The following is a 25,567-nucleotide window of genomic DNA, read 5'->3' as shown; positions in this document are numbered from 1 at the left end:
GCGCCCCACGCCGCTCTCACCGGGGCATTTGCCTTCGCGCACGCCGTCCGGGCCCTCCGAAGTCGTTTGCCCCGCCTTGCCGCCCGATGCGAGAAATGTGCGGCGCAGTGCGACGAGGGGAGCGTTCCGTGGTGGGTGGCAGCACGCTGGTCGAGGGCGGACCGGACGGGTCGGGGGACCGGGAGGACGGAGCCGGGCACCCGTCCGTACTCCCGCCGGACGACGCCCCGACCGAGGAACTGCCCGTACAGGCCGGGCAGCCCTCCGCCCGCGCGAAGGACGCCGCACCCGGCCCGTCGGCGCGGGACGGCGAGGTGGACGCCCGTCAGGTCCGGACGGTCTTCATCGGGCTGATGCTCACCATGCTGCTCGCGGCCCTCGACCAGATGATCGTCGCCACCGCGCTGCCGAAGATCGTCGGCGAACTGCACGGACTCGACAAGATGTCCTGGGCGGTCACCGCCTATCTCCTGGCGTCCACGATCGTGCTGCCGCTCTACGGCAAACTCGGTGACCTCTTCGGACGCAAGGGCGTCTTCCAGTTCGCCATCGTCGTTTTCGTCGTCGGCTCCGCCCTCGCCGGCTGGTCGCGCACCATGGACCAGCTGATCGCCTTCCGCGCCCTCCAGGGCATCGGCGGCGGCGGACTGATGATCGGCGTCCAGGCGATCATCGCGGACATCGTCCCGCCCCGGCAGCGGGGCCGGTACATGGGGCTCATCGGCGGTGTCTTCGGACTCGCCTCCGTGGCGGGACCGCTGCTCGGCGGCTTCTTCACCGACCACGTCACCTGGCGCTGGTGCTTCTACATCAACGTGCCGTTCGGGCTGGCGACCCTCGCGGTCATCGCCGTGGTGCTGAAACTGCCCCGGCCCGGGGTCCGCCCGAAACTCGACGTGCCCGGTGCCGCGCTGCTCGCCGTCGCCTCCACCTGCCTGGTGCTGCTGACCAGCTGGGGCGGTACCGAATACGCCTGGGGATCGCCGACCATCGTGGCCCTCGCCGCCGGAGCGGTCGTCGCCGCGGTGCTCTTCGTCGCCGTCGAGGCCCGTGCCGCAGAACCGATCATTCCCTTGCGGCTCTTCCGCGACTCCGTCTTCAACGTCAGCGGACTGGTCGGTGCCGTCATCGGTGTGGCGCTGTTCGGCGCGGCGAGCTATCTGCCGACCTACCTCCAGATGGTCGACGGTGTGAGCGCCACCGAGTCGGGGCTGCTCATGCTCCCGATGATGGGCGGCATCGTCGGCGCCTCCATCCTCTCCGGGCAGATGATCTCCCGCTCCGGCCGCTACCGCGTCCACCCCATCGTCGGCAGCGCGCTCTCGGCCGTCGGCATGTGGCTGCTCTCCCGGCTGGAGCTGGGCACCTCCCGGCTGGAGTACAGCCTCGCCCAGGCCGTCCTCGGCATCGGGATCGGGCTCGTCATGCCGGTGCTGGTGCTCGCGGTGCAGAACTCCGTGCGTCCCGCCGACCTGGGCACCGCCACCAGCGCCAACAACTACTTCCGGCAGATCGGCGGCAGCGTCGGAGCGGCGATCTTCGGGACGCTGTTCGCCGGACGCCTCGCGGACGCCCTCGCCGTCCGCCTGCCCACCGGTGCCGGGCTGCCCGACGCGACGTCCGTCACCCCGCAGCTGATCCGCTCGCTGGACCCGGCGCTGCGCGACGCGTACATCCAGGCGTACGTCGACGCGATGCCGCGGATCTTCCTCTACCTGGTACCGGTCCTGCTGACCGGTCTCGCCCTCGCCTTCTTCCTCAAGGAGAAACCGCTGGTGTCCCACCACAGCCCCGAAGCAGCCGCCGAGCCCACCGAGATCCCCGCCGCCCGTACCGCTTCCGGGACCGACCCCGACGCCGTAGCCGTGCCGGTGCCCGTCCCCGCCGCCGCGCCCGTCGTGATCGCCCATGTCGCCGGGGTGCCGGTACGCGGCCGCGTCCAGCACCAGGACGGGACCACGGTGCCCCGGGCGGCTCTCACCCTCATCGACGCCCAGGGGCACCAGGTGGGCCGGGGCGCCAGCGACGGAGACGGGCGGTACGCGCTGAGCGTGCCCGGCTCCGGCAGTTACGTCCTGATCGCCGCGGCGGGAGGGCACCAGCCGCAGGCCGTCAGCGTCACCGTCGGCGAGCGGCCCGTCCAGCTCGACATCGTGCTCGGCGGCGCGGGCCGCCTCGCCGGCCGGGTCCTCACCCCGGACGGCGCGCCGGTCCGCGAGGCGACCGTCACCCTCACCGACGTGCGCGGCGAGGTGGTCGCCGCCACCCGGACCGGCCACGAGGGCGGTTACGTCATCGGGGAACTGGTCGCGGGCGAGTACACCCTCGCCGCCAGCGCCGCCGCCTTCCGGCCCGCCGCGCTCCCGGTCAGCGTGCAGGCCGCCCGTGAGACCCGCCAGGACATCGAACTGGCCGGCGGCGCGGTGCTGCGCGGAGTCGTACGCGCCTCGGGCGGCAGGCTCGTCGAGGACGCCCGGGTCACCCTGCTCGACGCGGCGGGCAACGTCGTCGACACCCTCACCACCGGCCCGGACGGCGCGTTCCGCTTCGTGGACCTCTCGACCGGCGAGTACACCGTGATCGCGGCAGGCTACCCGCCGGTGGCCACCGTGCTCCAGGTCGCCGGCGGCGGCCGTACCGAACGCGACCTCCAGCTCGGACACGAGGACTGACGGACCGCGAGGCGGGGCCCGGAGCCGTTCGGCGCCCGCCCGAGGGCCCGGACCCGGCGCCCCGCTCGGTGCGGGCCCTCAGATCCCGACCAGCTCCATCAGCGAGCGAACGGTGCTGATGACGGGGTCGCCGATCGCGCCCACGGTCGCGGCGATTTTGGCGACGGCCTCCAGCGTGCTCCGCCGTTCCGCAGGTGTCGCGGCGGGAACCGCTGAGACGGCCGGGAGCGAGGCGTCGATGCGCTGGGCGGTCGCCGGTGCCACGTGTGTCCGCAGGTCCCGCAGCAGCTCGATCAGCTCGTGGATCGCTTCCTGCAGCGCCGGATCGACGGGCTGCGGGTCCGGAGCGGGCGCGTGGTTGACCATGCCGGTGTTGTGAGAGCCACCGTGCATGTTGACCACGTTGCCGAAGTTGTAACTGTCTCCGCTCATCCCGATGCCATCCCCGTGTTGCCGGTGCCGCCGTACATGTTCACCGTGTCGCCGAAGTAGTAGTTGCTGGGGTTGCTGATGCTCAGCCGCTCGACGCGGACGTTCAGTTCGGTGTCCGGGTGCTCGATGGCATGCGCGATCTGATGAACGAGCTGGTCGAGGTGGCCGGGGTGGCCCGTGACCAAGGCCGTCGACCGGCCATTGGATTCGACGGCCAGCACGTAGTGCGAGGACGCCGTCAGCACGGCCAGCATGTCCACCAGGTAGTAGACCAAGCCGCCCACGGTGACGAACCAGATGAACCCCATGACCCCGCCGAAGCTCTCGTCGTCCCGCGCGAGAAACGTGGCGATGGTGCCGAACAGCGTGAGGGCCACCGCCACCACGACGGTCAGCGCCGTGCGCTTGAGGAAGAGGAGGACCGCCTCCTTGCGCTTCGGGTGGAGCACGAACGTGTAGACGCGGGCGACGTTCTGGAGCGGGTACGCGGCTCCCCCCACCCACAGCAGCCTCTTCGTGACGCGCAGATCGAGCGCCGGTGAACCAGGAGACTGCGCACGCACGGGTGGCGCCATCGGTGGAGGGGGCGAGGAGGCGCGAGGGCGGGCGGGCTGCGGCGACGCGGGTGCGCCCGCCGTGGTGGGTGGTCGTGACGGTGGCGGCGGAGGCCCGTTCGCTTCCATGCATCTCCTCGGAGTTGACCCGTGTTCACGCGAAGACTCATTAAGCACCCGCCCGAGCCGCGTCACAAGTCACCTTCCAGCCTCCCTGATTGACCGTCACATCTCATGCGGAGCTGCCGGGTTGGTCGAAATCCAGCAAATCGTGGCCGCAGGGCCGCCCCGTGGTCCCCGGTGGGCGCCGCAGTCGTCGTCGCGCACCCACCGGGGACCAGGGACAGCTCATGGCTTCAGGCGCGTCGGCCGACGCCGCCTACTCCTCGTCCCGCTCCCGCGCCGACGTCACCAGGGACACCAGGGCCCGCGCTCCCGGGCTCGTCGCCCGCTGCGGCGGAAGCACCACCACGCTCTCGTACCGCGCCGGCCGCGGCCCCGCCCCCGGGCCGGACGCCTCCGGCGCCACGAGGTCCAGGGCCACCAGCCGGGCCGCCTCCGGCTTGCGCGCGAAGTGGCGCGGGACCACCGCGATGCCCAGTCCCTCCTGGACCAGTTCCAGCAGGCTGTGCACGTCGTTCACCTCCAGGGCCACCGTCCGGCGCACCCCCGCCGAGGCGAAAGCCGCGTCGGCGGCCCGCCGGGGGCCCCAGTCCGGGTGGAAGTCGATGAACGACTCCTCGGGCAGCGCCCCCCACTCGACCCCGGGCAGCCCGGCGAACCTGTGCCCGGCGGCGCACAGCACCACCATCTCCTCCGTCGCCAGGGGGATCAGTTCCCCGCGCCACTCCAGCGGGGACACCGTCGCCGCGAACGCCAGGTCGAGCCGCCCGTCCGCCACCCCGTCCAGCAGGCTCATCGTGCCCTCCTGGCGGAGCCGGATCTCCATGTGCGGGTGCTCCCGGTGGAACGCCGCCAGCAGCCGGGCCGGGCTGACCCCCGCCACGCACTGCTCGACCCCCACCGTCAGTGTGCCGCGCAGCAGCCCTCGCACGGCGTCCACCGCGTCCCGCGCCGCACGGGCCCCGGCGAGCGTCCGCACCGCCTCCACCAGCAGCGCCCGTCCCGCCTCCGTGAGCCGCACCGACCGGGTCGTCCGGCTGAACAACGGCGTCCGCAGCTCCTGCTCCAGCGCCCGCACGGACGCCGACAGACCCGACTGGGACACGGCGAGGCGCTCGGCGGCCCGGGTGAAGTGCTGCTCCTCCGCGACGGTGACGAAGTGCTCCAGCTGACGCAATTCCATGATTGATGAATCTAAACGATGAATGCCAGAGCCGTTTCCCGTTGGACTGCTGGATCTTTCTCCGTCAGCCTGGAGACGGACCCCCTCAGCGGATACCCGCCGCGGAGAGAGCCCCCGGCACTCCGGACCGGAGTGCCCCGTCCGACGACCTCGCGGAGCTTTTCGTATGTACCTTCCGTCCGCCGACCGCTACTCCGCCATGCCCTACCGGCGCACCGGACGCAGCGGCCTCCTGCTGCCCGCGCTCTCCCTCGGCCTGTGGCACAACTTCGGTGGCGACCGGACGCCGGACACGCAGGCCGCCATCCTGCGCCGGGCGTTCGACCTCGGCGTCACCCACTTCGACCTGGCGAACAACTACGGGCCGCCGCCCGGCTCCGCCGAGCTCACCCTCGGACGCTCGCTGGCGACCGACTTCGCCGCACTCCGCGACGAGCTGATCATCTCCACCAAGGCCGGCTACCTGATGGGCCCGGGCCCGTACGGCGAGTGGGGCTCCCGCAAGAACCTGCTCTCCTCGCTCGACCAGAGCCTCGGACGGATGGGCCTGGAGTACGTCGACATCTTCTACTCGCACCGCCCGGACCCGGACACCCCGATGGAGGAGACGATGGGGGCGCTCGACACCGCCGTCCGCTCCGGCCGGGCGCTCTACGCCGGCATCTCCAACTACTCGCCGGAGCAGACCCGCGAGGCCGCGGCCATCCTCAAGGACCTGGGCACCCCGCTCCTCATCCACCAGCCGCGCTACTCGATGCTGGACCGGTGGGTGGAGGACGGCCTCCTGGACGTGCTGGACGAGGTCGGCGCCGGCTCCATCGCGTACTCGCCGCTCGCCCAGGGCATGCTGTCCGACCGTTACCTCGACGGCATCCCGGAGGGTTCGCGTGCGGCGGGTTCCAGCCCGTTCCTGACGGCGGACGCCGTCACCCCGGCGCTGGTGGAGAAGCTGCGGGCGCTCGACGCGGTGGCCAAGGAGCGGGGCCAGTCGCTGGCCCAGCTGGCGCTCTCCTGGGTGCTGCGCGGCGGCCGGGTCACCTCCGCGCTGGTGGGAGCCAGCAGCGTCGCCCAGCTGGAGAACAGCGTGGAGGCCAGCCGCAACCTGGACTTCGACGCCGACGAGCTCGTGCTCGTCGAGTCGATCCTCAAGGGCGCGGACGCCGCCTGAGGGGCGAAGGTGCCGCTCAGAGCCAGCCGTTGCGTCGGAAGCCCCGGTGGATCGCGTAGCACGCCAGGGCCATCAGCCCCAGTGCGAACGGGTATCCGTAGGTCCACCGGAGCTCCGGCATGTGCGAGAAGTTCATCCCGTACATCCCGCACACCATCGTCGGCACGGCGACTATCGCGGCCCATGCGGTGATCTTGCGCATGTCCTCGTTCTGCCCGACCGTCACCTGGGCGAGATGGGCCTGGAGCACGGAGTCGAGCAGCGAGTCGAAGGACGCCGTCTGCTCGGTCAGGCGCGTCAGACGGCCCGCGACATCGCGGAAGTACGGCTGTATCTCGGGGGCCAGGGCGGGCATGGACCGGGTGGCGAGGGTTCGCAGCGGGCGGTCGAGCGGGGCGACCGCCCGCCTGAACTCCATCAGCTCGCGCTTCAGTTGGTAGATCCTGCCCGCCTCGCCCCGGCCGGCGTCCACGCTGAACACGGCGGTCTCCACCGCGTCGATGTCGTGTTGCAGGGAGTCGGCGACCTCCGCGTAGGCGTCGACCACCGTGTCCGCGACGGCGTGCAGCACGGCGGCCGGACCCTGCCGCAGGCGGGCGGGCTCGGCCTCCAGGGCCTCGCGCAGCGGGCCGAGCGAACCGTGTGAGCCGTGCCGCACGGTGATGACGAAGTCCTCCCCCGTGAAGACCATCAGCTCACCGGTGTTCACCACGTCGCTGGTGGCGGTGAACTGCTCGTGGTGGACGTAGCCGCACGTCCGGAAAACCGCGAACAGCCCCTTCCCGTACGGCTCCACCTTCGGGTGCTGGTGCCCGCGCGCCGCGTTCTCGACCGCCACCGGGTGGAGGTCGAACAGCTTTGCCACGCGCGCGAGTTCCTCCTGGCCGGGCTCGTGGAGGCCGAGCCAGACGAAACCGCGCCCGGTGCGGCGGACCCGGCGCAGGGCCTCTTCGGGGGAGCCGGCCAGGGGCTGCCGCACCCCGTCCTCGTACGACACGCAGTTCACGACCGCACTGCCGAGCGGCGAACGGGCCGGGTGGCTCAGGTCCACCGTGCGGTGGACCGCACGGCTCATCGCCCGGCGGATGGAACGGATCATCGGCACGGCGGCCCCCTCGGCACGAAAACACGCGAGGCCAGTCTGCCACTCGACCGGGGCGTTCTCCCAGGCCGTCCGTGGTCCGCGGCGGGCGGGTGGCGCCCGCGTCGCGCCGACCGGCTCGCCTCACGCCGCGCAGAACTCGTTGCCCTCCGGGTCCCGCATGACCCACCAGTGCCCGGCCGGTCCCTGGTCGACCTCGCGGACCGGGGTGGCGCCGAGGCTCTTGAGCCGCTCCACCAGCCGGTCGAGACCGCCGGGTTCGCTGTGGATGTCGATGTGCAGACGGTTCTTGCCGGACTTCTCCTCGGGAACCTTCTGGAAGAGCAGCCGCCGCCCGGCGCCCACTCCACTGGCTTCGTCGAAGGGGTCGTCGGGGTGGCGGATCGCGGCGTAGCCGCGGAAGGTCGTGCGGCCGTGGTGCTCGGTGACCGCCTCCTCCCCGAGCTGTCCGGCGGCCAGCAGCCGTGTGACGAGGGGGCTCGGGTCCTCCACCTCGTAGCCCAGCGCGGCGGCCCAGAAGTCGGCCAGGGCCGGCGCGTCCCCGCTGTCGATGACGAGTTTCCAGTGCAGTGCCATGAGCCCACTCTCCCGCACCTCCGCGGTCCGCGCCGCCCGCGTGAGCCCGGCCGCCCGGGCGGAACCGGTGGTCCGGATGCCGGGGAGCGGGCGCGTCCGGGGGCGGTGCCGCCCACCTCCGGGGAGCGGCACCGCCCCCGGATCAGGAGGTCACCGACCAGGTCAGCGTGTCGGTCGCGGCGGCCTTGGCCTTCGGGTCGCGCAGTGAGGCCGTGGTGTCCGTGACGCGTGCCATGAGGGTGTGGCCGCGCCCGTCCGCCGCTACACCGAACTGCTGCGGCACTACGGTGGTCAGGCCCCGCGCCCGCGTGGCCTCGGTGCCGTCGACGTACCACCGCAGGTCGAGCCGGGAGAGGCCCGCCGCCGACGTGGCGACGTTCACGGTGACCGCCTGGCTCCGGCTCACCGTGGTGGCCGTGGTGTCCGTGGTGAGCGCGGACGCGTACCGGTAGAAGCCGTTGATCATGGCCTCCCGGCCCGGCAGGTTGAACTTGTCCGTGGAGAGCGACCGCATCAGGGAGTCGGCGGTGGGCCGGTAGACGCCCAGGGGATAGTACGAACTGCCCGTGTACGTACCGACGGTGCCGCCCGAGGGGTCGCTCTCGCCGAGCCAGCGGTACCACTTGGCCTGGGCGGACGTCAGCTGCGCGGCGGTGCGGACGGTGGAGTTGGGCTCGACGGGCTCGGCTCCGGTGTACGTGCCGTAGCTGTCGTACGTGTACTCGTCGGCGAGCAGGCCGATCGAGTGGCCTATCTCGTGCGCGGCGATCAGGCTGGACTGGCTGTTGTCGGAGGAGAGGGTGGAGACACCGGCGAAGGAGTAGGAGGAACCGAGCCCCGAGTAGCCGGCGCCGCCGTACTTCGTGGAGTTGGAGACCACGACGACGAGATCGGCCGCGGGCGCCTTGGCGGCGTACGTCTTGACCTTGGCGAGGTCCACGCAGATGAGCCGCTCGGTGCTGGAGCACCAGAAGTACGAGCCCAGCGCGGTGTTCTTGACCACGCCCGCGGTCGGGTCGCCGGAGATGCCGGATTCGGCCGAAACGGCCCCGACCGCCCACACGTTGAACAGGCCCGTGTAGCTCCGGTAGGGCTCGACGGCGGTGACCTCCGCCCACCGGGCGCGGGCGTCGGCGAGGAAGTCGGCCTGCTGGGACGCGGTGTAGCCGTCGCCGATGATCGCCACGTCCATGCGGGCGGCGCTCGGGCCGGTCTGGGAGAGGACGGTGACCGCGCCGTCCGTGGCCGTCGCGGCGTCGGCGGAGCGCGCAGCCGGGGACTGCGCCGGAGTGGAGGCCGCGTACGGCGACACCACGGGTACCTGGACGCGCCGGCCCCCGCCCGCCGGGTCGGGGAAGTACTCGGCCTGGACGGTGGAGCCCTGCTGCGCGGCGGAGGCGGGGGCGTTGCCCGCCGAGGCCGTACCGGTGGTGACGGAGAGGGCGGCGACGAGTACCAGTCCGGCGGCGATGGCGGTTCTGCGCATGCGTGGGGGCACGGGGATCTCCTGCGGGGGTGGGGCCCGCGTTCCGGCGGTGGGGCGCGGGCGGTGACGGGGAGGGGAGGCGCCGTGCGGGGTGCCGCGATCTCGCGGGGCGGACGGGGTGGACGGGGCGCGCGGCGTGAACCGGGGTGTGGTGGGCGTGCGGGTGTCGATGCGGGCCGTCGCGGACGCGTGGGGGTGGCTGTGGGGGTAACGGGGAGTAAGTACGTAGGTAAATATGATTAATCGTGCGATGAAAGTAGGGCCTCCGGATGTCTCTGGCAAGAGCCGGGACGGAAGTTGACGGTGTGCCGGATGAGCGGGGCGCCCTCGGGCCCGCCCGTCCGCGACCGCCCCGAGACGCCCCAACCGCGCCGACACGCCATCCAGGGGTTACACCCGGCACCCGGACGTGCCAGCCTTCGAAGCGGTACGCCCCCGGGGCGGCCCGCCGCCCGCCGCCCGGCGTGCGCGACCACCGCCGCACCACATCCGCACGAACCGGCTCCGCACCGGGAAGCGACGAGAGGAAGAGACGTGCCGCAAGTTTCGGGCAACCTCCTGGCCATCAGCGATCTCCACGTCAGCTACGAGGAGAACCGCAAAATCGTCGCCGGTCTCCGCCCGGAGACGGACGAGGACTGGCTGCTGGTCGCCGGGGACGTCGGCGAGATGTCCGAGGACATCGCCTGGGCCCTCGCCACCCTCGCCTCCCGCTTCGCCAAGGTCCTCTGGGCGCCCGGCAACCACGAGCTGTGGACACCCCCGAAGGACCCCCTGCGCCTGCGAGGGGTGGAGCGTTACGAGCACCTCGTGGAGCTCTGCCGGAGCCTCGGGATCGTCACACCGGAGGATCCCTATCCGGTCTGGCAGGGACCGCGGGGGCCCGTGACCGTCGCCCCGCTCTTCCTGCTGTACGACTACACCTTCACCACCCGTCCCGGGCTGGGCCGCGAGGAGGCGCTGGCCGCCGCCCACGAGGCGGGCGTGGTCTGCACCGACGAGTACCTGCTGCACCCGGACCCGTACGACGGCCGCCACGCCTGGTGCGAGGCGCGGGTGCGGCTGACCGAGGAACGGCTCGGCGCGCTCGACCCGGCGATGCCGCTCGTCCTCGTCAACCACTACCCGCTCGTCCGCACGCCCATGGACGTACTGCGCTACCCCGAATTCGCCCTCTGGTGCGGCACGGAACGGACGGCGGAGTGGCACCGCCGCTTCCCCGTCGCCGCGATGGTCTACGGGCACCTCCACATCCCCCGGTCCACGGTGTACGACGGGGTCCCCTTCGAGGAGGTCTCGGTCGGCTACCCGCGCGAGTGGCAACGGCCCGGACACCCCCGCACCGTGCCGCCCCGGCGCATCCACCCGGTCGTCCCGGCGGTGCGGGGGGAGCGGTGATGCTGCGGGTGGTCCTGCCGGACGCGGTCGCCGTGGAGGAGGCCTTCGCCGACCCGCCGGAGGCGCAGCTGTACCCGGAGGAAGCCGCGCTCGTCCGCGACGCGGTCGACAAGCGGCGCAGGGAGTTCACCACCGTCCGGCACTGCGCCCGCCGGGCGCTCGGCACACTCGGGCTGCCGCCGGGCCCGGTCCTCCCGGACCGGTACGGAGCCCCGCGCTGGCCCGCCCGGGTCGTCGGCAGCCTCACCCACTGCCACGGGTACCGGGCCGCGGCACTCGCCCACGGCACGGCCGTCACGATGCTCGGCATCGACGCCGAGCCCCACGGGCCTCTGCCGGAAGGGGTGCTGGAGGCGATAGCCCTTCCCGCCGAACGCGCCTGGACGCGGTCCGCGCCGGCCGGGACGCACTGGGACCGGCTGCTGTTCAGCGCCAAGGAATCGGTCTACAAGGCCTGGTACCCGCACACCGGCCAGCGGCTCCGCTTCGGGGACGCGGAACTCCGCTTCGACCCCGACCGGGGCACCTTCACCGCCCGGCTGCTCGCACCGCCCCCCGCACGGCCCCCCGGCCGTCCGCCGCTGCCCCGGACGCTCGACGGGCGGTGGCTGACCGGCAAGGGGCTGGTGGTGACCGCCGTCATGATGGCACCCACGGCCTGGGTGTACTGACCCGTGAGGTCGGGGACACGGCCGGACCCGCCCTCCGCGTGAGGCGGGAGCCGGCCCCCGTATCCATGACGAAACGTCGTGGGCGCCCCGGACACGCGAGGCGAGGACACGCACCGCATCGGGCGTGGCGGGGCGTCGCCGTCGACCACGCGACCGTGATCAGGCCGTACGCACGCGGAACACGCGGTTCCGCCGCCGCCACCCGTCCGGTCACCGATGCGGGACGTGCCCCCCCCCACGCCGTGGCCCGCGCGGACCGGGGCGCGTACCGTATGGCCGCATGAAGATCCTGATCAGCGCCGACATGGAGGGCGCGACCGGTGTGACCTGGCCGGCGGACGTCCTGCCGGGCACTCCCCAGTGGGAGCGCTGCCGCTCCATGTTCACCTCGGACGTGAACGCCGCGGCTCTCGGCTTCCTCGACGGGGGTGCCGACGAGGTCCTCGTCAACGAAGCCCACTGGAGCATGCGCAACCTCCTCCTGGAGCAGCTCGACGACCGCGTCCAGATGATCACCGGGCGGCACAAGACCCTCTCCATGGTCGAGGGAATCCAGCACGGGGACGTCGACGGCGTCGCCTTCGTCGGCTACCACACCGGCGCCGGCACCGAGGGCGTGCTCGCCCACACCTACCTGGCCAACTCGATCACCGGCGTCTGGCTGAACGGCGAGCGCGCCAGTGAGGGCCTGCTCAACGCGCATGTCGCCGCCGAGTACGGCGTCCCCGTGGTGCTGGTCACCGGCGACGACCTGACCTGCGTGGACGCGGAGTCGTACGCCCCCGACGCCCGCAAGGTCGCCGTCAAGGACTACGTCTCCCGGTACGCGGCGGTCTGCCGCACCCCCGCCCGTACCGCCGCCGACATCCGGGCGGCGGCGGCCGAGGCCGCGTCGCTCGCCGTGCGGCACGCCCCCGTCACCGGGGCCGGCTTCTCCGTGGAGCTGGAGTTCGACGCCGAGCACCTGGCCGGCGCCGCCACCGTCGTCCCCGGCGTGACACAGACCGACGTTCGGCGTGTCGCGTACACCAGCGCGACGATGTACGAGGGAATTCGCACGTTCAAGGCGGTCACGACGATCGTGTCCGCCGCAGTGGAGGAACAGTATGGCTGAGTCGCCCGCCCCGTCCCCTTCCGTGGACCAGCAGGCCCTCGACGAATCGGTGACGTTCACCTCGGAGCTCATCCGGATCGACACCACCAACAGCGGCGACGGCGCCTGCCAGGAACGCCCGGCCGCCGAGTACGTCGCCGAACGCCTCGCCGACATCGGCCTGGAGCCGGTCCTGCTGGAGCGCACCCCGGGCCGGACCAACGTGGTGGCCCGCATCGAGGGCACCGACCCGTCCGCCGACGCCCTCCTCGTCCACGGCCACCTCGACGTCGTCCCCGCCGAGGCCGCCGACTGGACCGTGCACCCCTTCTCCGGCGAGGTGCGCGACGGTGTCGTCTGGGGGCGTGGCGCCGTCGACATGAAGAACATGGACGCGATGATCCTCGCGGTCGTCCGGGGCTGGGCCCGCGCCGGCGTCCGACCCCGCCGCGACATCGTCATCGCCTACACCGCCGACGAGGAGGCCAGCGCCGCCGACGGCTCCGGCTTCCTCGCCGACCGGCACGCGGACCTCTTCGAAGGCTGCACCGAGGGCATCAGCGAATCCGGTGCCTTCACCTTCCACGCGGGCGACGGCCTCTCCCTCTACCCGATCGCCGCGGGCGAGCGCGGTACGGGCTGGCTGAAGCTCACCGCCCACGGCAGGGCCGGCCACGGCTCCAAGGTCAACCGCGACAACGCGGTGACCCGGCTGGCCGCCGCCGTCACCCGGATCGGCGAGTACACCTGGCCCGTCCGCCTCACCCCGACCGTGCGCGCCGGGCTCACCGAGATCGCCGCGCTGCACGGCCTCACCGTCGACGTCGACGCCCCCGGCTTCGACGTCGACGAACTCCTCGGCAAGCTCGGCCCGGCCGCCGCCCTGATCGCGCCGACCGTCCGCAACAGCAGCAACCCGACCCAGCTGGACGCCGGATACAAGGTCAACGTCATCCCCGGCCACGCCACCGCCGTCATCGACGGACGCGTGGTCCCGGGCGGCGAGGACGAGTTCCACACCACCATGGACCTGCTCACCGGGCCGGGCGTCGACTGGGAGTTCGTCCACCGCGAGGTGCCGCTGACCGCACCCGTGGACTCCCCGACCTTCGCCAAGCTGCGCGCCGCCGTCGAACTCTTCGACCCCGGCGCGCACGCCGTCCCGTACTCCATGTCGGGCGGTTCGGACGCCAAGCAGTTCTCCCGCCTCGGCATCACCGGCTACGGCTTCTCGCCGCTCAAGCTGCCGGTCGGATTCGACTACCAGGCGCTCTTCCACGGCGTCGACGAACGCGTTCCCGTGGACGCCCTGCACTACGGGGTCCGCGTCCTCGACCACTACCTGCGCAGCGCCTGACCACGACGGGGGAATCATCCATGGCGTCCACCCAGCCCAGCACGGCCCAGCCCACCACCACGCCCGCCCCGGCCCCGTACGGCACCTGGTCCACGCCCGTCGACGCGGCGCTCGCCGCCTCGCACGACGGCCGCCCGGAGTACGTCGCAACCGTCGGCGAGGAGGTCTGGTGGACCGAACCCCGCCCCGCCGAAGGAGGCCGGCGTGCCCTGGTGCGCCGGAGCGCGGAGGGCGAGATCACCACCGTGCTGCCCGCACCGTGGAACGCCCGCAGCCGGGTCATCGAGTACGGCGGACAGCCGTGGGCCGGAGTCGCCCGCGCCTCGGGAGGCCCACTCGTCGTCTTCGTCCACTTCGCCGACCAGCGGCTCTACGCGTACGCCCCGGACGGCCCGGACGCCCCGTGGCCGCTCACCCCGGTCTCCGCCACCGGCGGCGGGCTGCGCTGGGTGGACCCGCAGATCCACCCGGACCGGGGCGAGGTCTGGTGCGTCTGTGAGGAGTTCACCGGCGAAGGCGCCAGTGACGTGCGCCGGGTGGTGGCCGCCGTACCGCTGGACGGCTCCGCCGCCACCGACCGCGCCGCCGTGACCGAACTCTCCGACGACCGCCACCGCTTCGTCACCGGGCCCCGGCTCTCGCACGACGGACGCCGGGCCGCCTGGATCGCCTGGGACCACCCGCGGATGCCGTGGGACGGCACGGTCGTGATGCTCGCCGAGGTCACCGACGAGGGCACCTTCACCGGAATCCGGCCGCTCGTCGGCGACACCGACGAATCGGTCTGCCAGGTGGAGTGGGACCGGGACGGCTCCCTGCTCTTCGTCTCCGACATCAGTGACTGGTGGCAGCTCCAGCGCGTCCGGCCCGACGCGGTCTCCGGCGGAGCCGTACCGACCACCACCCTCTGCCCCGGCCGGGGCGAGGAGTTCGGAGGACCGCTCTGGAAGATCGGCCTGCGCTGGTTCCAGCCGCTCGACAACGGACTGATCGCCGTCCTCCACGGCACGGGCACCACCCGGCTCGGCGTGCTCGACCCGGAGACCGGCGAACTCGTCGACGTGGCCGGACCCTGGACCGCCTGGGCCGAGACCCTGGCCGTCCGGGGCGACCGCGTCATCGGGGTCGCCGCGAGCCCGTGCACCGGGTACGAGGTCGTCGAGCTGGACACCTCCACCGGCCACACCCGGACCATCGGCGCACCGCACACCGACGCCGTCGACCCGGCCTACTACCCCCAGCCGCAGGAACGCACCTTCTCCGGGCCGGGCGGCCGCGACGTCCACGCGCTGGTGTACCCGCCCCGCAACCCCGGCCACACCGGCCCCGAGGGCGAACTGCCGCCGTTCGTGGTCTGGGCGCACGGCGGCCCGACCAGCCGCGTCCCGCTCGCCCTCGACCTGGAGGTCGCGTACTTCACCTCGCGCGGCATCGGCGTCGTGGAGGTCAACTACGGCGGATCCACCGGCTACGGGCGCACCTACCGCGAACGGCTCCGCGAACAGTGGGGCGTCGTGGACGTCGAGGACTGCGCCGCCGTCGCCGAGGCGCTCGCGGCCGAAGGCTCGGCCGACCGGTCCCGGCTGGCGATCCGGGGCGGCAGCGCCGGCGGCTGGACCACCGCAGCCTCCCTCACCAGCACCGGTCTCTACGCCTGCGGGGCCATCAGCTACCCCATCCTGGACCTCACCGGCTGGGCGGTCGGCGAGACCCACGACTTCGAATCGCAGTACCTGGAGTCCCTGGTCGGCCCGCTCGCCGAGGTGCCCGACCGCTACCGCGAGCGCTCTCCGCTGACCCACGCCGACCGACTGCGCACCCCGTTCCTGCTGCTCCAGGGGCTGGACGACGTGATCTGCCCGCCCGTCCAGTGCGAGCGCTTCCTCGCCGCGATCGAGGGACGCGGCATCCCGCACGCCTACCTCACCTTCGCGGGGGAGAGCCACGGCTTCCGGCTGGAAGCCACCCTGATCCGCGCCCTGGAGGCCGAACTCTCCCTCTACGCGCAGACCTTCGGCATCGACGGAGTCGACGTCCCGGCCCTGGAGCTGAAGCGATGACCACCCTGCCCACCGGAACCGGCCCGGCACCGCTCGCACGGGCCGCCAGGCTGCGGCCCGGCGCCCGGGTCGCCATCGTCTCGCCCAGCGGTCCCGTGCCCGCCGAACGGATGGACGCCGGGCTGGACATCCTGCGCGGCTGGGACCTCGATCCCTTCGCCGCCCCGCACGCCCGCGACGTCCACCCCGAACTGCCCTACCTCGCCGGAACGGACGAACACCGCGCCCAGGACCTCCAGGAAGCCTGGTGCGACCCGTCCGTGGACGCGATCCTCTGCGCCCGCGGCGGCTACGGCGCACACCGCATGGTCGACCTGCTCGACTGGACCGCCATCCGTGCGGCCGGACCCAAGCCGTTCGTCGGCTACAGCGACGTCACCGTGCTCCACGAGGCCTTCGCGCTGCGCGCGGGGTTCTCCACCCTGCTCGGCCCGATGGCCGGCGCCGAGACCTTCCTCAAGGACGCGGCCACCCAGGACGCGCTTCGCGCCACCCTCTTCGCACCCGAATCGGTACGGACCCTGGGCCTGGAGACCGCGGCCTCCCTGGTACCCGGCCGGTCCCGGGGCGTCACCTACGGCGGATGCCTCAGCCTCCTCGCCGCCGACCTCGGCACCCCCGGCGCCCGCACCTCCGCCCGGGGCGGCCTCCTCCTCATCGAGGACGTCACCGAGGACCCGTACCGCGTCGACCGCTTCCTCACCCACCTGCTGCGCTCCGGCGCACTGGACGGCGTGGCCGGAGTGGTCTGCGGCTCCTGGGAGAGCTGCGGACCGTACGACCGGGTCCGCGCGGTGCTCGCCGACCGGCTCGGTTCCCTCGGGGTGCCCGTCGTCGAGGAGCTGGGATTCGGCCACGGCCCCACCACGATCACCGTCCCGCTCGGACTCCCCGCCGTGCTGGATGCCCCCTCGGACGGCGGGCCCGCGACCCTCACGGTGGAGGTGCCCGCGCTGATCTGACGGCGGGGCGGGCCGGGCGGCCGCCGCGTGCCCGGGGCTCCCCGGGCACGCGGCGGCCGCCGGGCGGGGCCGTGGTGCGGAGCCGGGACCCGGCGAGGGCCGTCCGCGACGGCCGGGGCAGAGGTGGCGGCCGGGGCTCAGGAGGCGGCCGGGGCCGAGGAGGCCCTTTCCGCCGTGCGACGGGTCACGGCGAGAGCCGCCACCGGCCCTCGGAGACCACGTCGACCTCGCCGTCCCTGACGCGGACGGCCGTGTCGTCGTCGATGAAGTAGACCGGGAAGTCCGCCCGCGCGGCGACGCGATCGGCCCAGGCGTCGTCCCGCTCGGGGAAGTCCGGCGAGTTCAGGTGGGGCTTCAGGTACCAGTCGAAGAGGCCGAACGGCGGCTCCAGGGCCGTCGCACCGAGTGCGTGGAGGTCCGCCGTGTCCCCCATGACCTCGGCGGAGTGCGCGGTGAGGTTCTGGCTGAAGATCATCGATCCGGCGCTGAGCCCCACGTAGACCCGGCTCTCCAGCGCCTCCAGGAAGCCGTCGGCCAGGCCGTTGCCCGTGATGCTGCGCGCGAGGTGGTACTGATTGCCGCCCCCGGCGTGGATGACGTCGGCGTGGAGCAGCCGGTCGAGCACCGTCCGCCGGGGCAGGCCGTTCAGTTCCAGGACGTCGAACTCACGCCAGCCGAGGCCCTGCACCCGGATCATGTCCGCGAGGAGCCACCTGTGGTCCCCGGGCTCGGCGACCGACGCCGTGGGCACATACACGACGTTCGCCGCTTCGAACGGCTTTCCCAGCATGTCCCGCAGGGCTTCCCGCAGTGTCCCGTTGCGCAGGCCGCCCGCCGTCAAGAGAAGATCCATCGCGCGAGTAAAGCACGACCGGCAGACGTGCGCGCCACCGGCCCGGGCGGGTCGGCGGACTCGCCGGCCGCTGAACTCCACGCCACGACACCGCACTTGCGGTGGCGACGCCGCGCGCCCCGAAGGCCGGGTCGTGGTTCGGCCGGCCTCCCCGCCTCGGGCCGTGCGCGTCGGAGCGGTCCGGGGGGTCCGGGAAGAGCGGTCGGCGACTCCCTCGGGGGGAATCCGCGGCCGGAGCGTTGACACCGGACCACCCCGTGTCACAGCATGAACACGATCTGTCATCATGGGGTCGGTGACCTCGCTGTTTCTCGCGCCGGACACGCCACCGGTCGCGCCGGGGGCAATGCCGGCGGTTCGCGCCGTGCGGGGCCGGGTCTGCGCGAGTCCGGCGCGTTGCGACGCTTCGGTGTTTCTGTTCGGGCGTCGGCCGGTGGTTCCGGTGCCCCGGGTGTGGAGGTCCGCGGTGTCAGCTGTCGTCGCCAGGTTCGGGAAACCGTTCGCAGCCCTCGCCGGAGCGGCACTGACCGCCCCGCTCGTCCTCGCCGCCCCCGCCCGTGCGGCACAGGAGCCGTACACCGTCACCCCGCTGAAGTTCACCGTGCAGGCCGGAGGGCGCGACTGCACCGTCGACGCCGACCTCTACCGCCCGCGCGGAGCCGACGCCGCGCATCCCGTACCGGCGGTGCTGGCGACCAACGGATTCGCGGGCAGCAAGTCGGACGGCTCCACCGACGCCCTCGGCCGGGCCTTCGCCGCCCGCGGCTACGTGGGGCTCGTCTACTCCGGCCTGGGCTTCGGCCGGTCCGGCTGCCTGATCACCCTCGACGCCCCGGAGGCCGACGGCAAGGCCGCCTCCGGGCTGGTCGACTTCCTCGCGGGCACCCGGGCGGCGGACGACGGCACCCGGGCCGACTTCGTCCGACTCGACGGGACGGGCGACCCGCGCGTCGGCATGATCGGGGGATCGTACGGCGGGGCCGTCCAACTGGCCACCGCCGCCGTCGACCACCGGGTCGACGCGCTCGTCCCGCTCATCACCTGGAACGACCTCGGCTACTCGCTCGCGCCCAACAACATCGCGGGCGGCGCAGCCGCCTCCCGCGCCCCCGGGGTTTTCAAATGGCAGTGGACCAACGGCTTCTACCTGCTGGGGGAGGGGCAGCCGCTGTTCGCCCCCAGCCTCGACCCGTCACGCTTCGGCGCCCTCGACTGCCTCCACTTCACCCCACGGGCCTGCGACACCATCAGCTTCCTCAACTCCGGCCGCTACCCGGCCGAGGAGTCCGAGGCCGTGCTCGCCTACACGCGAAGCGTCTCCCCGGCCTCCTACCTCGACCGGGTCGAGGCGCCCACCCTCCTGGTGCAGGGCCAGGCCGACACCCTGTTCAACCTGAACGAGGCCACCGCCACGTACGACGCCCTGCGCGCACGTGGCACCACCGCCAAGATGATCTGGCAGGCCTGGGGGCACAGCGGGGGCGGCGCCACACCCGGTGAACTCGACCTGTCCCAGGGCAACCTGGAGACCAGCTACGTCGGCCGCCGCATCCTCGCCTGGTTCGACCGCTACCTCCACCACCGGGCCGCGGACACCGGGCCCGCCTTCGCGTACTACCGCGACTGGACCAGCGGTTACGGTACCGCCGACGCGCTGCCCGTCCCCTCGTACGTCCTGTACCTGTCCGGCGACGGCAGACTGACCGAGCGTCGCTCGGACGTGGTCCCCGGCAGTCGGAAGTACACCAACTGGCCACTGCCCAGCAGTCATTCGGAGACCTCGCTGTCCGGACTCACCGGGCTGCCCGACATCGACCCGTACGACACCGCCGGCACCCACCTCGACTGGACCTCCGCCCCGCTGGCCGCCGGCCTCGACGTCGTCGGCGCTCCCCGTGCCCGGCTGCGGGTGTCCTCCCCGAAGGCGCAGAGCGTCCAGGACAGCCGGGACGCCGCCGACCGGCTCGTGCTCTTCGTCAAGGTGTACGACCTCGCCCCCGACGGGTCCGCCGAGCTCGTCCACCGGCTGGTCGCCCCGGTGCGCGTACCCGACGTGACCCGGTCCTTCACCGTGCGGCTGCCGGCCATCGTCCACCGGTTCGCCGCCGGCCACCGGCTCCGCCTCGTGATCGCGGGGAGCGACACCGCGTACTACGGCAACAAGGGAGCCAAGCCCGTCACCGTCGCGTCCTCGTCGGGGGACACCGGGGTACTGGAGCTGCCGGTGGTCCCGGCACGCTGAGCCCACTGTCACCCGAACGGACGCACACCACCGGTCGCGGGGCGTCCTTCGGGGGCATCCTGGTCGCCGGAGGGCGGTCGCGTCGGCCCGTGCCCTCGCGGGACAGCCCTGAGGGAAAGGCCGGACCCATGAGCCCCAAGAACGTGTCCAGCGACGGCAGCGCCAAGAACGGGCTTCTCACCCCCGGCCGCGTCGTCGTCGCCGTCATCGCCGTGCTGGCGATCGTCTTCATCTGCGTGAACACCGGGAAGGTGACCATCCGTGTCATCGTCCCCACCGTCACCATGCCACTCTGGCTCGCCCTGCTGGGCGTCTTCCTCGCGGGGCTCGTCTGCGGGGGGTACGTGTTCCGGCGGCGGAACAGGTGACGCCCGGACGGTGGCACAGCCGGTGGAGCCGGTGCGGAGGGACACGGGAGAGCTGCCGGGTGGAAACTTCCGCTTCCGTCCGGCCCGTCCTACCGTGGGACGATGCACGTATCCTGTGATCATGGCGCCGGCGCGCCGCACGCACCGGCTTCCGCCGCGTCCGAAGCCCCCGCGCAGGCCCCGTCCGCCACGCGCCCCGGCACGAACCTTCCGCAAGGGCCGCTGACCTCGCTGCGCCGCTTCACCCCGGAGGATGCCGCCGAGTTCACGGCGCGCGCGAGGGAGAGCCGCTCCTCACAGCACCCCTGGCTCTTCCCGCCCACCGAGGAAGAGGCGTACGTCGCCTACGCGGGGCGGTTGCTGGAGAGCCCCGACAAGGAGGGCTTCCTCGTCTGCGAACGGTCGGCGGGCGGCGCGATCGCCGGCTTTGTCAACATCAACAACATCGTCGGCGGAGCCTTCCGCTGCGGGGCCCTCGGATACGGCGCATTCGCCCACGCCGCGGGGCGGGGACTGATGTCCGAAGCCCTCGGGCTCGTGCTCCGTCACGCCTTCGGTCCCCTGGGACTGCACCGGCTGGAGGCCAATGTGCAGCCCCAGAACGCGAGTTCGATCGCACTGGTACGGCGGGCCGGGTTCCGACTCGAAGGGTTCTCGCCGGACTTCCTCCACATCGACGGGGCTTGGCGCGACCACGAGCGCTGGGCCATCACCTCGGAGATGCTGCCGGACCAGGGCTGAGGGAGCCTTACGGGGTGTCTCCGGTGTCTCCCGGGCCGAAAAGCCCGTACCTCAGCCGGCGTCCGCAAGCGCGAAGGGGCTCCTGCCGAGCCGGTTCAGCAGGTCCGCGACATCGCTGTACACCCCGGCTGCCCCCGACTCCACGAGGTCCTCGCGCGGGATGCCCCCGCTCAGCACTCCGACCGCCGTGACCCCCGCCCGTGCGGCGGCCCTCATGTCCCAGACGGTGTCGCCGACGAACACGGAGGTCTCCGCCGTGCTGCCGGCCAGCTCCATCGCGTGCTCCACCGGATCGGGGGCGGGCTTGCCCTCGGCGGTGTCGTCCGCGGAGGCGGTGGCCCGTACGACGTCGTCGGCGTCCAGCGCACGGCGCAGCGCACCGAGCTCGGCGCCGGTCGCAGAGGTCGCCAGCACGACGTGCCAGCCGCGCCCGGACAGTTCCCGCAGCAGGCGGCCCGCGCCGTCGAAGGCCGACAGCCGGTCGAAGTACGTCGCGTAGAGCGTCGTGTGCGCGGCGCTGATGCTGTCGTCCTCCTCCCTGCGGCGCTGCTCGCCCAGGAGCGCGGCGATCAGATCGCCGCCGCCCAGGCCCACCGCCCGGTGGATGTCGTGCATGGCGACGCGGTGTCCGGCCTGCCGGAAGGCCTCCCACCACGCGGTCACGTGCAGGTGGTTGGTGTCGACGAGGGTTCCGTCGACGTCGAAGATCGCGGCGTGCGTCATCGCTCACTCCTGGGACGAGGTGCTCAGCCGGTGGAAGCGACGAGCGCGGCCGTCGCCTCACGGACGAAGGGGCCGAGGTCGTCCGGTGTACGCGAGGTGACCAGCACCCAGTCTCCGGCGTTGTCGCTGATCACCGGCTCGTCCACCCAGGTGCCGCCGGCGTTCTGGATGTCCGTCCGCACGGAGGCGTAGGAGGTCAGTGTCCGTCCGTCGACCACTCCGGCCTCCACGAGCACCCAGGGCCCGTGGCAGATGGCGGCGACCGGCCGCCCGGTTCCGGTGAAGGACCGGAGGATCGACAGCGCGTCGTCCTGGAGCCGCAGCGAGTCCGCGTTCAGCGTCCCGCCGGGGATGAGCAGCAGGTCGTACGCGGTGGGGTCGGCGTCCGCCAGTGTCAGGTCGGGCCGCACCGTCCTGCCCGGGTCCTTGTCGCCGACCAGCGTGCGGATCTCGTCCGCGGACACGGCCGCCACGTGCACCTCGGCGCCGCTGTCCCGCAGCTGCTCGACAGGTACCACCAGCTCGTCCTGCTCGACGCCGTAGTTGGTGACGATCGCCAGAACCCGGCGGCCCGTGAGCGAGGTGTCAGCCATGTCGTGCCCTTCCGTCTCGTGTGCACGGAACCGCCCGGGGTGTGAACGGCTCCGCCCGTACCCGTACGTCTCTCCAGACTCGCACGGACCACACGTACCCGCGTCGCGGCGGGCGGGGGCATCCGATCCGGGCGAATCCGTCGGCGGGAGCCCCGCTTCGGTCGCGTCAGCCCGCCGTCCCGTCCGCCGCCGTCCCGTCCACCGCCGACGGGGGCGGCGGCAGCAGGCCGACGAGGTCCAGGAGGTCTTCCTCGGCGATCTCCTGACCGAGGAAGACCGTCCGGTACACCGCGTAACCGATCCAGCCGTCCACGACCGCGTCCACCGGCAGTTTCCGGGGCAGCCGTCCCCGCGCCACGCCGTTCCGCAGCAGCAGGGCCGCCGGTTCGGCATGGGCCCGCAGCAGGTCCCGCAGGTCGGCCCGGCCCGCTTCGCCGCGCTCGGTCAGTGCTCCGGTCACCACGCTGGGATCGCCGAGCAGGGTCAGCGTCCGCACCAGGTTCCGCAGCCACTCCAGGGCGTCCTCGCGCGGATCGCCCGTGTCCGGGGCCGGCCCCGGGGCGAGCCGGTCCGCGACCGCCTCGGTGATCACCGCCGCCTTGTTCGGCCACCAGCGGTACACCGTCATCCTCGCCACCCCCGCCCGCGAGGCGATCTTGTCCATCGTCACGCCCCGGTAGCCGACCTCGGCCACCAGCTCCCGCGTGGCCGCCAGGACCGCCTCGTGGGCGTCCGGGTCGCGGTGCGGGCCGCGCCGGGGGCGCGAGGCGGCGGGGCGGTCGTTCATGGGACCTCCGGTGACGGGGCTGAGGGCAGCCAGGAATATCTAGACTGTACGTACTGTCTAATCAAGTGCAACGGTTCAGATCTCAGTGTGGAGGTTCAGTCATGGAAGACCGATTCAGCGGCAAGGTCGTCCTCATCACCGGCGGCGGCTCCGGTCTCGGTCGCGCGGCGGCCGTGCGGGTCGCGTCCGAAGGCGCCCGGCTGGCGCTCGTCGACGTCAGTGAGCAAGGCCTCGCGGACACGGCGGCCGAGGTGGAGAAGGCCGCACCCGGCGCGGAGGTCCTGCGGATCACCGCCGACGTCAGCTCCGAGGCCGATGTGCAGCGGTACGTCTCCGCGACGGTCGAGGCCTACGGACGCGTCGACGGCTTCTTCAACAACGCCGGCATCGAGGGCAAGCAGAACCTCACCCAGGACTTCGGCACCGACGAGTTCGACCGGGTCGTCCAGGTCAACCTCCGCGGGGTCTTCCTCGGCCTGAAGCACGTGCTCCCGGTCATGAAGGACCAGGGCTCCGGCTCCGTCGTGAACACCGCCTCCGTCGGCGGCATCCGGGGCGTGGGCAACCAGTCCGGTTACGCGGCGGCCAAGCACGGGGTCGTCGGTCTCACCCGCAACTCCGGTGTGGAGTACGGGCGGTTCGGCGTGTCCGTCAAGGCGATCGCCCCCGGCGCCATCATGACCCCGATGGTCGAGGCCTCACTCAAGCAGCTCGACGCGGTCGAGTGGGAGAAGGCCGGGGAAGCCTTCGTCAGCGTCAACCCGATGAAGCGCTTCGGCAGGCCGGAGGAGGTCGGCAGCCTGGTGGCCTTCCTGCTCTCCGAGGAGTCCGGCTTCATCAACGCCACGGTCGTCCCGATCGACGGCGGCCAGTCCGAGCAGTACTGACCCACCGCGCGCCCCGACGCCGTACGCCGCCCGCGCCGCTCGCCCGCCTTCGGGGGCGGGCGGCGTCGTGGCGTCGTGGCGTCCGAAAGCGGTCGTCGCGCCGTCACGCGGCGCCGGGCCCCCGCTGCCCCTTGTAGTTGATCTTCATGGCGTCCATGTCGGTCGCCGTGGAGCGCAGCGGCCCGTGACCGTAGCCCCCGGCCGTGAGGGCGGTCTCCGCGCGTTCCTCGGCGAGGGCGGACGCCATCTCCTCGCCGTCCTCGGCGTCGGACACCACCACGTACCGGAAGCTGAAGTGCTTCAGCACGGTGTCGTAGGTGAGCGAGCCCTCCTCGGTGAACTGCATCGAGGTGAGGCCGTGGTCCGCGACCTCGGCGAGCAGCCGGGTCCGTGCCTCGTCCGTCAGCCCGTTCCAGGTGCCCCGGACGATCACTCGGTACGTGTGCTGCGTGCCCATCGTGGTGCCTGCCTTCTCCTGCGCCGCACGCGGCCGGACGCCGCGCGTGTTCGTCCCGCGGCGAAATCCGCTCGCCGCCCAGGTTACGACGGGAAAGATGGGTGTCATGCGGAATATCGTGGTCGTCGACGCCCCCTCCAACCTGGGCCTGAGGCCCCCGTCGCCGGGCACCGTCCCCGGCTGCCACAAACTCGCCGGAGCCCTGCGGGAGCTGGGCATCGTGCGGAGGCTCGGGGCCCTGGAAGGCGGCGTCGTGGTTCCGCCCCGCTACGACCTCGGCACCTGGCGGGAGGGTGACGGCGTGTTCAACGCCACAGCCCTCGCCCGCTACACGCGGACCCTGGCGGACCGCGTCGAACGGCACGTCAGGGCGGGTGACTTCCTTGTCGTGCTCGGCGGAGACTGCTCGATCCAGCTCGGCGCCTCCCTCGCCCTGCGCCGGATCGGCAGGTACGGACTGGCGGCCGTCGACGGGTCCGCGGACTTCCGGCACCCGGGCAACTCGGACCGGATCGGAGCGGCGGGCGGTGAGGAACTGGCCCTCGCCACCGGGCGGGGACAGGACGACCTCACCGACCTCGAAGGGCTGCGCCCCTATCTGAGGGACGAGGACCTCCGCCTGTTCGGGATGCGGGACGGGGACGAGGACCGGGCCGAACTGACCGCCCTGAAGATCCCGCACCTGACGGTCGGGGAGATCCGTGAGTGGGGGCCGGAGGAGGTGGCCCGGGGGGTGGTCGCCTCCCTGGAAACCTCTGTGCTCGACGGGTTCTGGGTGCACCTGGACGCCGACGTGCTCGATCCGAGCGTGATGCCCGCCGTCGACAGCCCCGACGACGGCGGGCTCCTCCCGGACGAACTGACCTCTCTGCTGCGTCCGTTGATCGCTTCGCCCCGGTGCGTGGGGCTCAACGTCACCATCTACGACCCCGATCTCGACCCGACGGGCACGGCGGGGGCGCTCCTCGCGGATCTGGTGGTGGATGCCTTCCCGGGGCAGTCGGGGCGTGGGCGCCCCTGAGGCGAGTCCCGGGTCCTGGAAGGCGAGCGACCGCGGAGTGGGGCGGGCAGCGGAGAGG

24 protein-coding genes are annotated in these 25,567 nt (G+C 72.6%); 13 read left to right on the top strand and 11 right to left on the bottom strand.

Annotation, left to right across the window (positions count from 1 at the left end; all coding sequences use genetic code 11):
* The first annotated feature begins 128 nt into the window (after positions 1 to 128).
* Positions 129 to 2,672 carry an MFS transporter gene (locus OHT52_RS02070; RefSeq protein ID WP_328718370.1) on the top strand — a complete coding sequence of 848 codons (2,544 nt, stop codon included), beginning with the start codon at positions 129 to 131 and terminating at the stop codon, positions 2,670 to 2,672.
* 78 nt (positions 2,673 to 2,750) lie between these two features.
* On the opposite strand, the gene OHT52_RS02065 is transcribed toward OHT52_RS02070, so the two are convergent.
* From OHT52_RS02065 to OHT52_RS02055, 3 genes are all read right to left on the bottom strand, one after another.
* Positions 2,751 to 3,104, bottom strand: coding sequence for a hypothetical protein (locus OHT52_RS02065; protein WP_328718369.1), 354 nt, complete (start codon positions 3,102 to 3,104; stop codon positions 2,751 to 2,753).
* Complete coding sequence (locus tag OHT52_RS02060) at positions 3,101 to 3,667, bottom strand: DUF6232 family protein (RefSeq protein ID WP_328718368.1); 567 nt, start codon at positions 3,665 to 3,667, stop codon at positions 3,101 to 3,103. Before OHT52_RS02060 ends, OHT52_RS02065 begins: the two co-directional genes overlap by 4 nt.
* 370 nt (positions 3,668 to 4,037) lie before the next feature.
* On the bottom strand, positions 4,038 to 4,964 hold the full coding sequence (locus tag OHT52_RS02055; protein ID WP_328718367.1) for a LysR family transcriptional regulator: 927 nt from the start codon (positions 4,962 to 4,964) through the stop codon (positions 4,038 to 4,040).
* Positions 4,965 to 5,130: 166 nt separating this feature from the next.
* On the opposite strand from OHT52_RS02055, the gene OHT52_RS02050 reads away from it, so the two are divergent.
* The gene (locus OHT52_RS02050; protein WP_328718366.1) at positions 5,131 to 6,132 is read left to right on the top strand and encodes an aldo/keto reductase; all 1,002 of its coding nucleotides are present in this window, start codon (positions 5,131 to 5,133) and stop codon (positions 6,130 to 6,132) included.
* A gap of 16 nt (positions 6,133 to 6,148) precedes the next feature.
* Here OHT52_RS02050 and OHT52_RS02045 read toward each other — a convergent pair whose 3' ends face one another.
* From OHT52_RS02045 to OHT52_RS02035, 3 genes are all read right to left on the bottom strand, one after another.
* Positions 6,149 to 7,231, bottom strand: coding sequence for a magnesium and cobalt transport protein CorA (locus OHT52_RS02045; RefSeq protein ID WP_328718365.1), 1,083 nt, complete (start codon positions 7,229 to 7,231; stop codon positions 6,149 to 6,151).
* Between the two features lie 126 nt (positions 7,232 to 7,357).
* Positions 7,358 to 7,810, bottom strand: coding sequence for a VOC family protein (locus OHT52_RS02040; protein ID WP_328718364.1), 453 nt, complete (start codon positions 7,808 to 7,810; stop codon positions 7,358 to 7,360).
* 142 nt (positions 7,811 to 7,952) lie between these two features.
* Positions 7,953 to 9,308 (bottom strand): M64 family metallopeptidase, encoded by a 1,356-nt coding sequence (locus OHT52_RS02035; protein ID WP_328718363.1) that lies wholly within the window; start codon positions 9,306 to 9,308, stop codon positions 7,953 to 7,955.
* 522 nt (positions 9,309 to 9,830) lie between these two features.
* On the opposite strand from OHT52_RS02035, the gene OHT52_RS02030 reads away from it, so the two are divergent.
* The 6 genes from OHT52_RS02030 (at position 9,831) to OHT52_RS02005 (ending at position 16,837) form a co-directional block, all read left to right on the top strand.
* On the top strand, positions 9,831 to 10,694 hold the full coding sequence (locus OHT52_RS02030; RefSeq protein ID WP_328718362.1) for a metallophosphoesterase family protein: 864 nt from the start codon (positions 9,831 to 9,833) through the stop codon (positions 10,692 to 10,694).
* A complete protein-coding gene (locus OHT52_RS02025; RefSeq protein ID WP_328718361.1) occupies positions 10,694 to 11,365 on the top strand; it encodes a 4'-phosphopantetheinyl transferase family protein in 672 nt (223 codons plus the stop codon). Before OHT52_RS02030 ends, OHT52_RS02025 begins: the two co-directional genes overlap by 1 nt.
* A 280-nt stretch (positions 11,366 to 11,645) precedes the next feature.
* A complete protein-coding gene (locus tag OHT52_RS02020) occupies positions 11,646 to 12,479 on the top strand; it encodes a M55 family metallopeptidase (protein ID WP_328718360.1) in 834 nt (277 codons plus the stop codon).
* A complete protein-coding gene (locus tag OHT52_RS02015; RefSeq protein ID WP_328718359.1) occupies positions 12,472 to 13,815 on the top strand; it encodes a M20/M25/M40 family metallo-hydrolase in 1,344 nt (447 codons plus the stop codon). Before OHT52_RS02020 ends, OHT52_RS02015 begins: the two co-directional genes overlap by 8 nt.
* A gap of 20 nt (positions 13,816 to 13,835) precedes the next feature.
* Positions 13,836 to 15,875, top strand: a complete 2,040-nt coding sequence (locus tag OHT52_RS02010; RefSeq protein WP_328718357.1) for a S9 family peptidase — start codon at positions 13,836 to 13,838, stop codon at positions 15,873 to 15,875.
* Positions 15,872 to 16,837 carry a S66 peptidase family protein gene (locus OHT52_RS02005; protein WP_328718356.1) on the top strand — a complete coding sequence of 322 codons (966 nt, stop codon included), beginning with the start codon at positions 15,872 to 15,874 and terminating at the stop codon, positions 16,835 to 16,837. The genes OHT52_RS02010 and OHT52_RS02005 overlap by 4 nt, the downstream gene beginning before the upstream one ends.
* 184 nt (positions 16,838 to 17,021) lie before the next feature.
* Here the strand turns inward: OHT52_RS02005 and OHT52_RS02000 are convergent, their stop codons facing one another.
* Complete coding sequence (locus OHT52_RS02000) at positions 17,022 to 17,690, bottom strand: Type 1 glutamine amidotransferase-like domain-containing protein (protein ID WP_328718354.1); 669 nt, start codon at positions 17,688 to 17,690, stop codon at positions 17,022 to 17,024.
* Positions 17,691 to 18,156: 466 nt separating this feature from the next.
* On the opposite strand from OHT52_RS02000, the gene OHT52_RS01995 reads away from it, so the two are divergent.
* The 3 genes from OHT52_RS01995 (at position 18,157) to OHT52_RS01985 (ending at position 21,041) form a co-directional block, all read left to right on the top strand.
* A complete protein-coding gene (locus OHT52_RS01995) occupies positions 18,157 to 19,932 on the top strand; it encodes a CocE/NonD family hydrolase (protein ID WP_328718353.1) in 1,776 nt (591 codons plus the stop codon).
* A gap of 128 nt (positions 19,933 to 20,060) precedes the next feature.
* Positions 20,061 to 20,300, top strand: a complete 240-nt coding sequence (locus OHT52_RS01990; RefSeq protein ID WP_328718352.1) for a LapA family protein — start codon at positions 20,061 to 20,063, stop codon at positions 20,298 to 20,300.
* Positions 20,301 to 20,402: 102 nt separating this feature from the next.
* Positions 20,403 to 21,041: a GNAT family N-acetyltransferase gene (locus OHT52_RS01985; protein ID WP_328718351.1), complete on the top strand. Its 639-nt coding sequence runs from the start codon at positions 20,403 to 20,405 to the stop codon at positions 21,039 to 21,041.
* 51 nt (positions 21,042 to 21,092) lie between these two features.
* Here the strand turns inward: OHT52_RS01985 and OHT52_RS01980 are convergent, their stop codons facing one another.
* From OHT52_RS01980 to OHT52_RS01970, 3 genes are all read right to left on the bottom strand, one after another.
* Positions 21,093 to 21,764 (bottom strand): HAD family hydrolase, encoded by a 672-nt coding sequence (locus OHT52_RS01980; RefSeq protein WP_328718350.1) that lies wholly within the window; start codon positions 21,762 to 21,764, stop codon positions 21,093 to 21,095.
* Positions 21,765 to 21,787: 23 nt separating this feature from the next.
* Positions 21,788 to 22,357, bottom strand: coding sequence for a type 1 glutamine amidotransferase domain-containing protein (locus OHT52_RS01975; protein ID WP_328718349.1), 570 nt, complete (start codon positions 22,355 to 22,357; stop codon positions 21,788 to 21,790).
* 166 nt (positions 22,358 to 22,523) lie between these two features.
* Positions 22,524 to 23,144, bottom strand: a complete 621-nt coding sequence (locus OHT52_RS01970) for a TetR/AcrR family transcriptional regulator (protein WP_328718348.1) — start codon at positions 23,142 to 23,144, stop codon at positions 22,524 to 22,526.
* Between the two features lie 101 nt (positions 23,145 to 23,245).
* On the opposite strand from OHT52_RS01970, the gene OHT52_RS01965 reads away from it, so the two are divergent.
* Entirely contained in the window at positions 23,246 to 24,031 is a 786-nt protein-coding gene (locus OHT52_RS01965) for an SDR family oxidoreductase (RefSeq protein ID WP_328718347.1), read from the top strand.
* A 103-nt stretch (positions 24,032 to 24,134) separates the two neighbouring features.
* Here the strand turns inward: OHT52_RS01965 and OHT52_RS01960 are convergent, their stop codons facing one another.
* The gene (locus OHT52_RS01960) at positions 24,135 to 24,488 is read right to left on the bottom strand and encodes a DUF6204 family protein (protein WP_328718346.1); all 354 of its coding nucleotides are present in this window, start codon (positions 24,486 to 24,488) and stop codon (positions 24,135 to 24,137) included.
* A 106-nt stretch (positions 24,489 to 24,594) separates the two neighbouring features.
* Between OHT52_RS01960 and OHT52_RS01955 the strand changes: the two genes are divergently transcribed.
* Positions 24,595 to 25,509 carry an arginase family protein gene (locus OHT52_RS01955; protein ID WP_328718345.1) on the top strand — a complete coding sequence of 305 codons (915 nt, stop codon included), beginning with the start codon at positions 24,595 to 24,597 and terminating at the stop codon, positions 25,507 to 25,509.
* Positions 25,510 to 25,567: the final 58 nt, after the last annotated feature.

It is taken from the genome of Streptomyces sp. NBC_00247, assembly GCF_036188265.1.
Lineage (GTDB): Bacteria > Actinomycetota > Actinomycetes > Streptomycetales > Streptomycetaceae > Streptomyces.
The sequence above is the reverse complement of the archived record's forward strand: the minus strand, read 5'-3'. Positions and strand labels throughout refer to the sequence as shown.

Bases quoted from the DNA above. Each gene is read 5' to 3' on its own strand.
- OHT52_RS02065 (WP_328718369.1), bottom strand. From the start codon at position 3,104: ATGAGCGGAGACAGTTACAACTTCGGCAACGTGGTCAACATGCACGGT.
- OHT52_RS02055 (WP_328718367.1), bottom strand. From the start codon at position 4,964: ATGGAATTGCGTCAGCTGGAGCACTTCGTCACCGTCGCGGAGGAGCAG.
- OHT52_RS02050 (WP_328718366.1), top strand. From the start codon at position 5,131: ATGTACCTTCCGTCCGCCGACCGCTACTCCGCCATGCCCTACCGGCGC.
- OHT52_RS02045 (WP_328718365.1), bottom strand. From the start codon at position 7,231: ATGATCCGTTCCATCCGCCGGGCGATGAGCCGTGCGGTCCACCGCACG.
- OHT52_RS02040 (WP_328718364.1), bottom strand. From the start codon at position 7,810: ATGGCACTGCACTGGAAACTCGTCATCGACAGCGGGGACGCGCCGGCC.
- OHT52_RS02025 (WP_328718361.1), top strand. From the start codon at position 10,694: ATGCTGCGGGTGGTCCTGCCGGACGCGGTCGCCGTGGAGGAGGCCTTC.
- OHT52_RS02020 (WP_328718360.1), top strand. From the start codon at position 11,646: ATGAAGATCCTGATCAGCGCCGACATGGAGGGCGCGACCGGTGTGACC.
- OHT52_RS02015 (WP_328718359.1), top strand. From the start codon at position 12,472: ATGGCTGAGTCGCCCGCCCCGTCCCCTTCCGTGGACCAGCAGGCCCTC.
- OHT52_RS02010 (WP_328718357.1), top strand. From the start codon at position 13,836: ATGGCGTCCACCCAGCCCAGCACGGCCCAGCCCACCACCACGCCCGCC.
- OHT52_RS02005 (WP_328718356.1), top strand. From the start codon at position 15,872: ATGACCACCCTGCCCACCGGAACCGGCCCGGCACCGCTCGCACGGGCC.
- OHT52_RS02000 (WP_328718354.1), bottom strand. From the start codon at position 17,690: ATGGATCTTCTCTTGACGGCGGGCGGCCTGCGCAACGGGACACTGCGG.
- OHT52_RS01990 (WP_328718352.1), top strand. From the start codon at position 20,061: ATGAGCCCCAAGAACGTGTCCAGCGACGGCAGCGCCAAGAACGGGCTT.
- OHT52_RS01985 (WP_328718351.1), top strand. From the start codon at position 20,403: ATGCACGTATCCTGTGATCATGGCGCCGGCGCGCCGCACGCACCGGCT.
- OHT52_RS01980 (WP_328718350.1), bottom strand. From the start codon at position 21,764: ATGACGCACGCCGCGATCTTCGACGTCGACGGAACCCTCGTCGACACC.
- OHT52_RS01975 (WP_328718349.1), bottom strand. From the start codon at position 22,357: ATGGCTGACACCTCGCTCACGGGCCGCCGGGTTCTGGCGATCGTCACC.
- OHT52_RS01970 (WP_328718348.1), bottom strand. From the start codon at position 23,144: ATGAACGACCGCCCCGCCGCCTCGCGCCCCCGGCGCGGCCCGCACCGC.
- OHT52_RS01965 (WP_328718347.1), top strand. From the start codon at position 23,246: ATGGAAGACCGATTCAGCGGCAAGGTCGTCCTCATCACCGGCGGCGGC.
- OHT52_RS01960 (WP_328718346.1), bottom strand. From the start codon at position 24,488: ATGGGCACGCAGCACACGTACCGAGTGATCGTCCGGGGCACCTGGAAC.
- OHT52_RS01955 (WP_328718345.1), top strand. From the start codon at position 24,595: ATGCGGAATATCGTGGTCGTCGACGCCCCCTCCAACCTGGGCCTGAGG.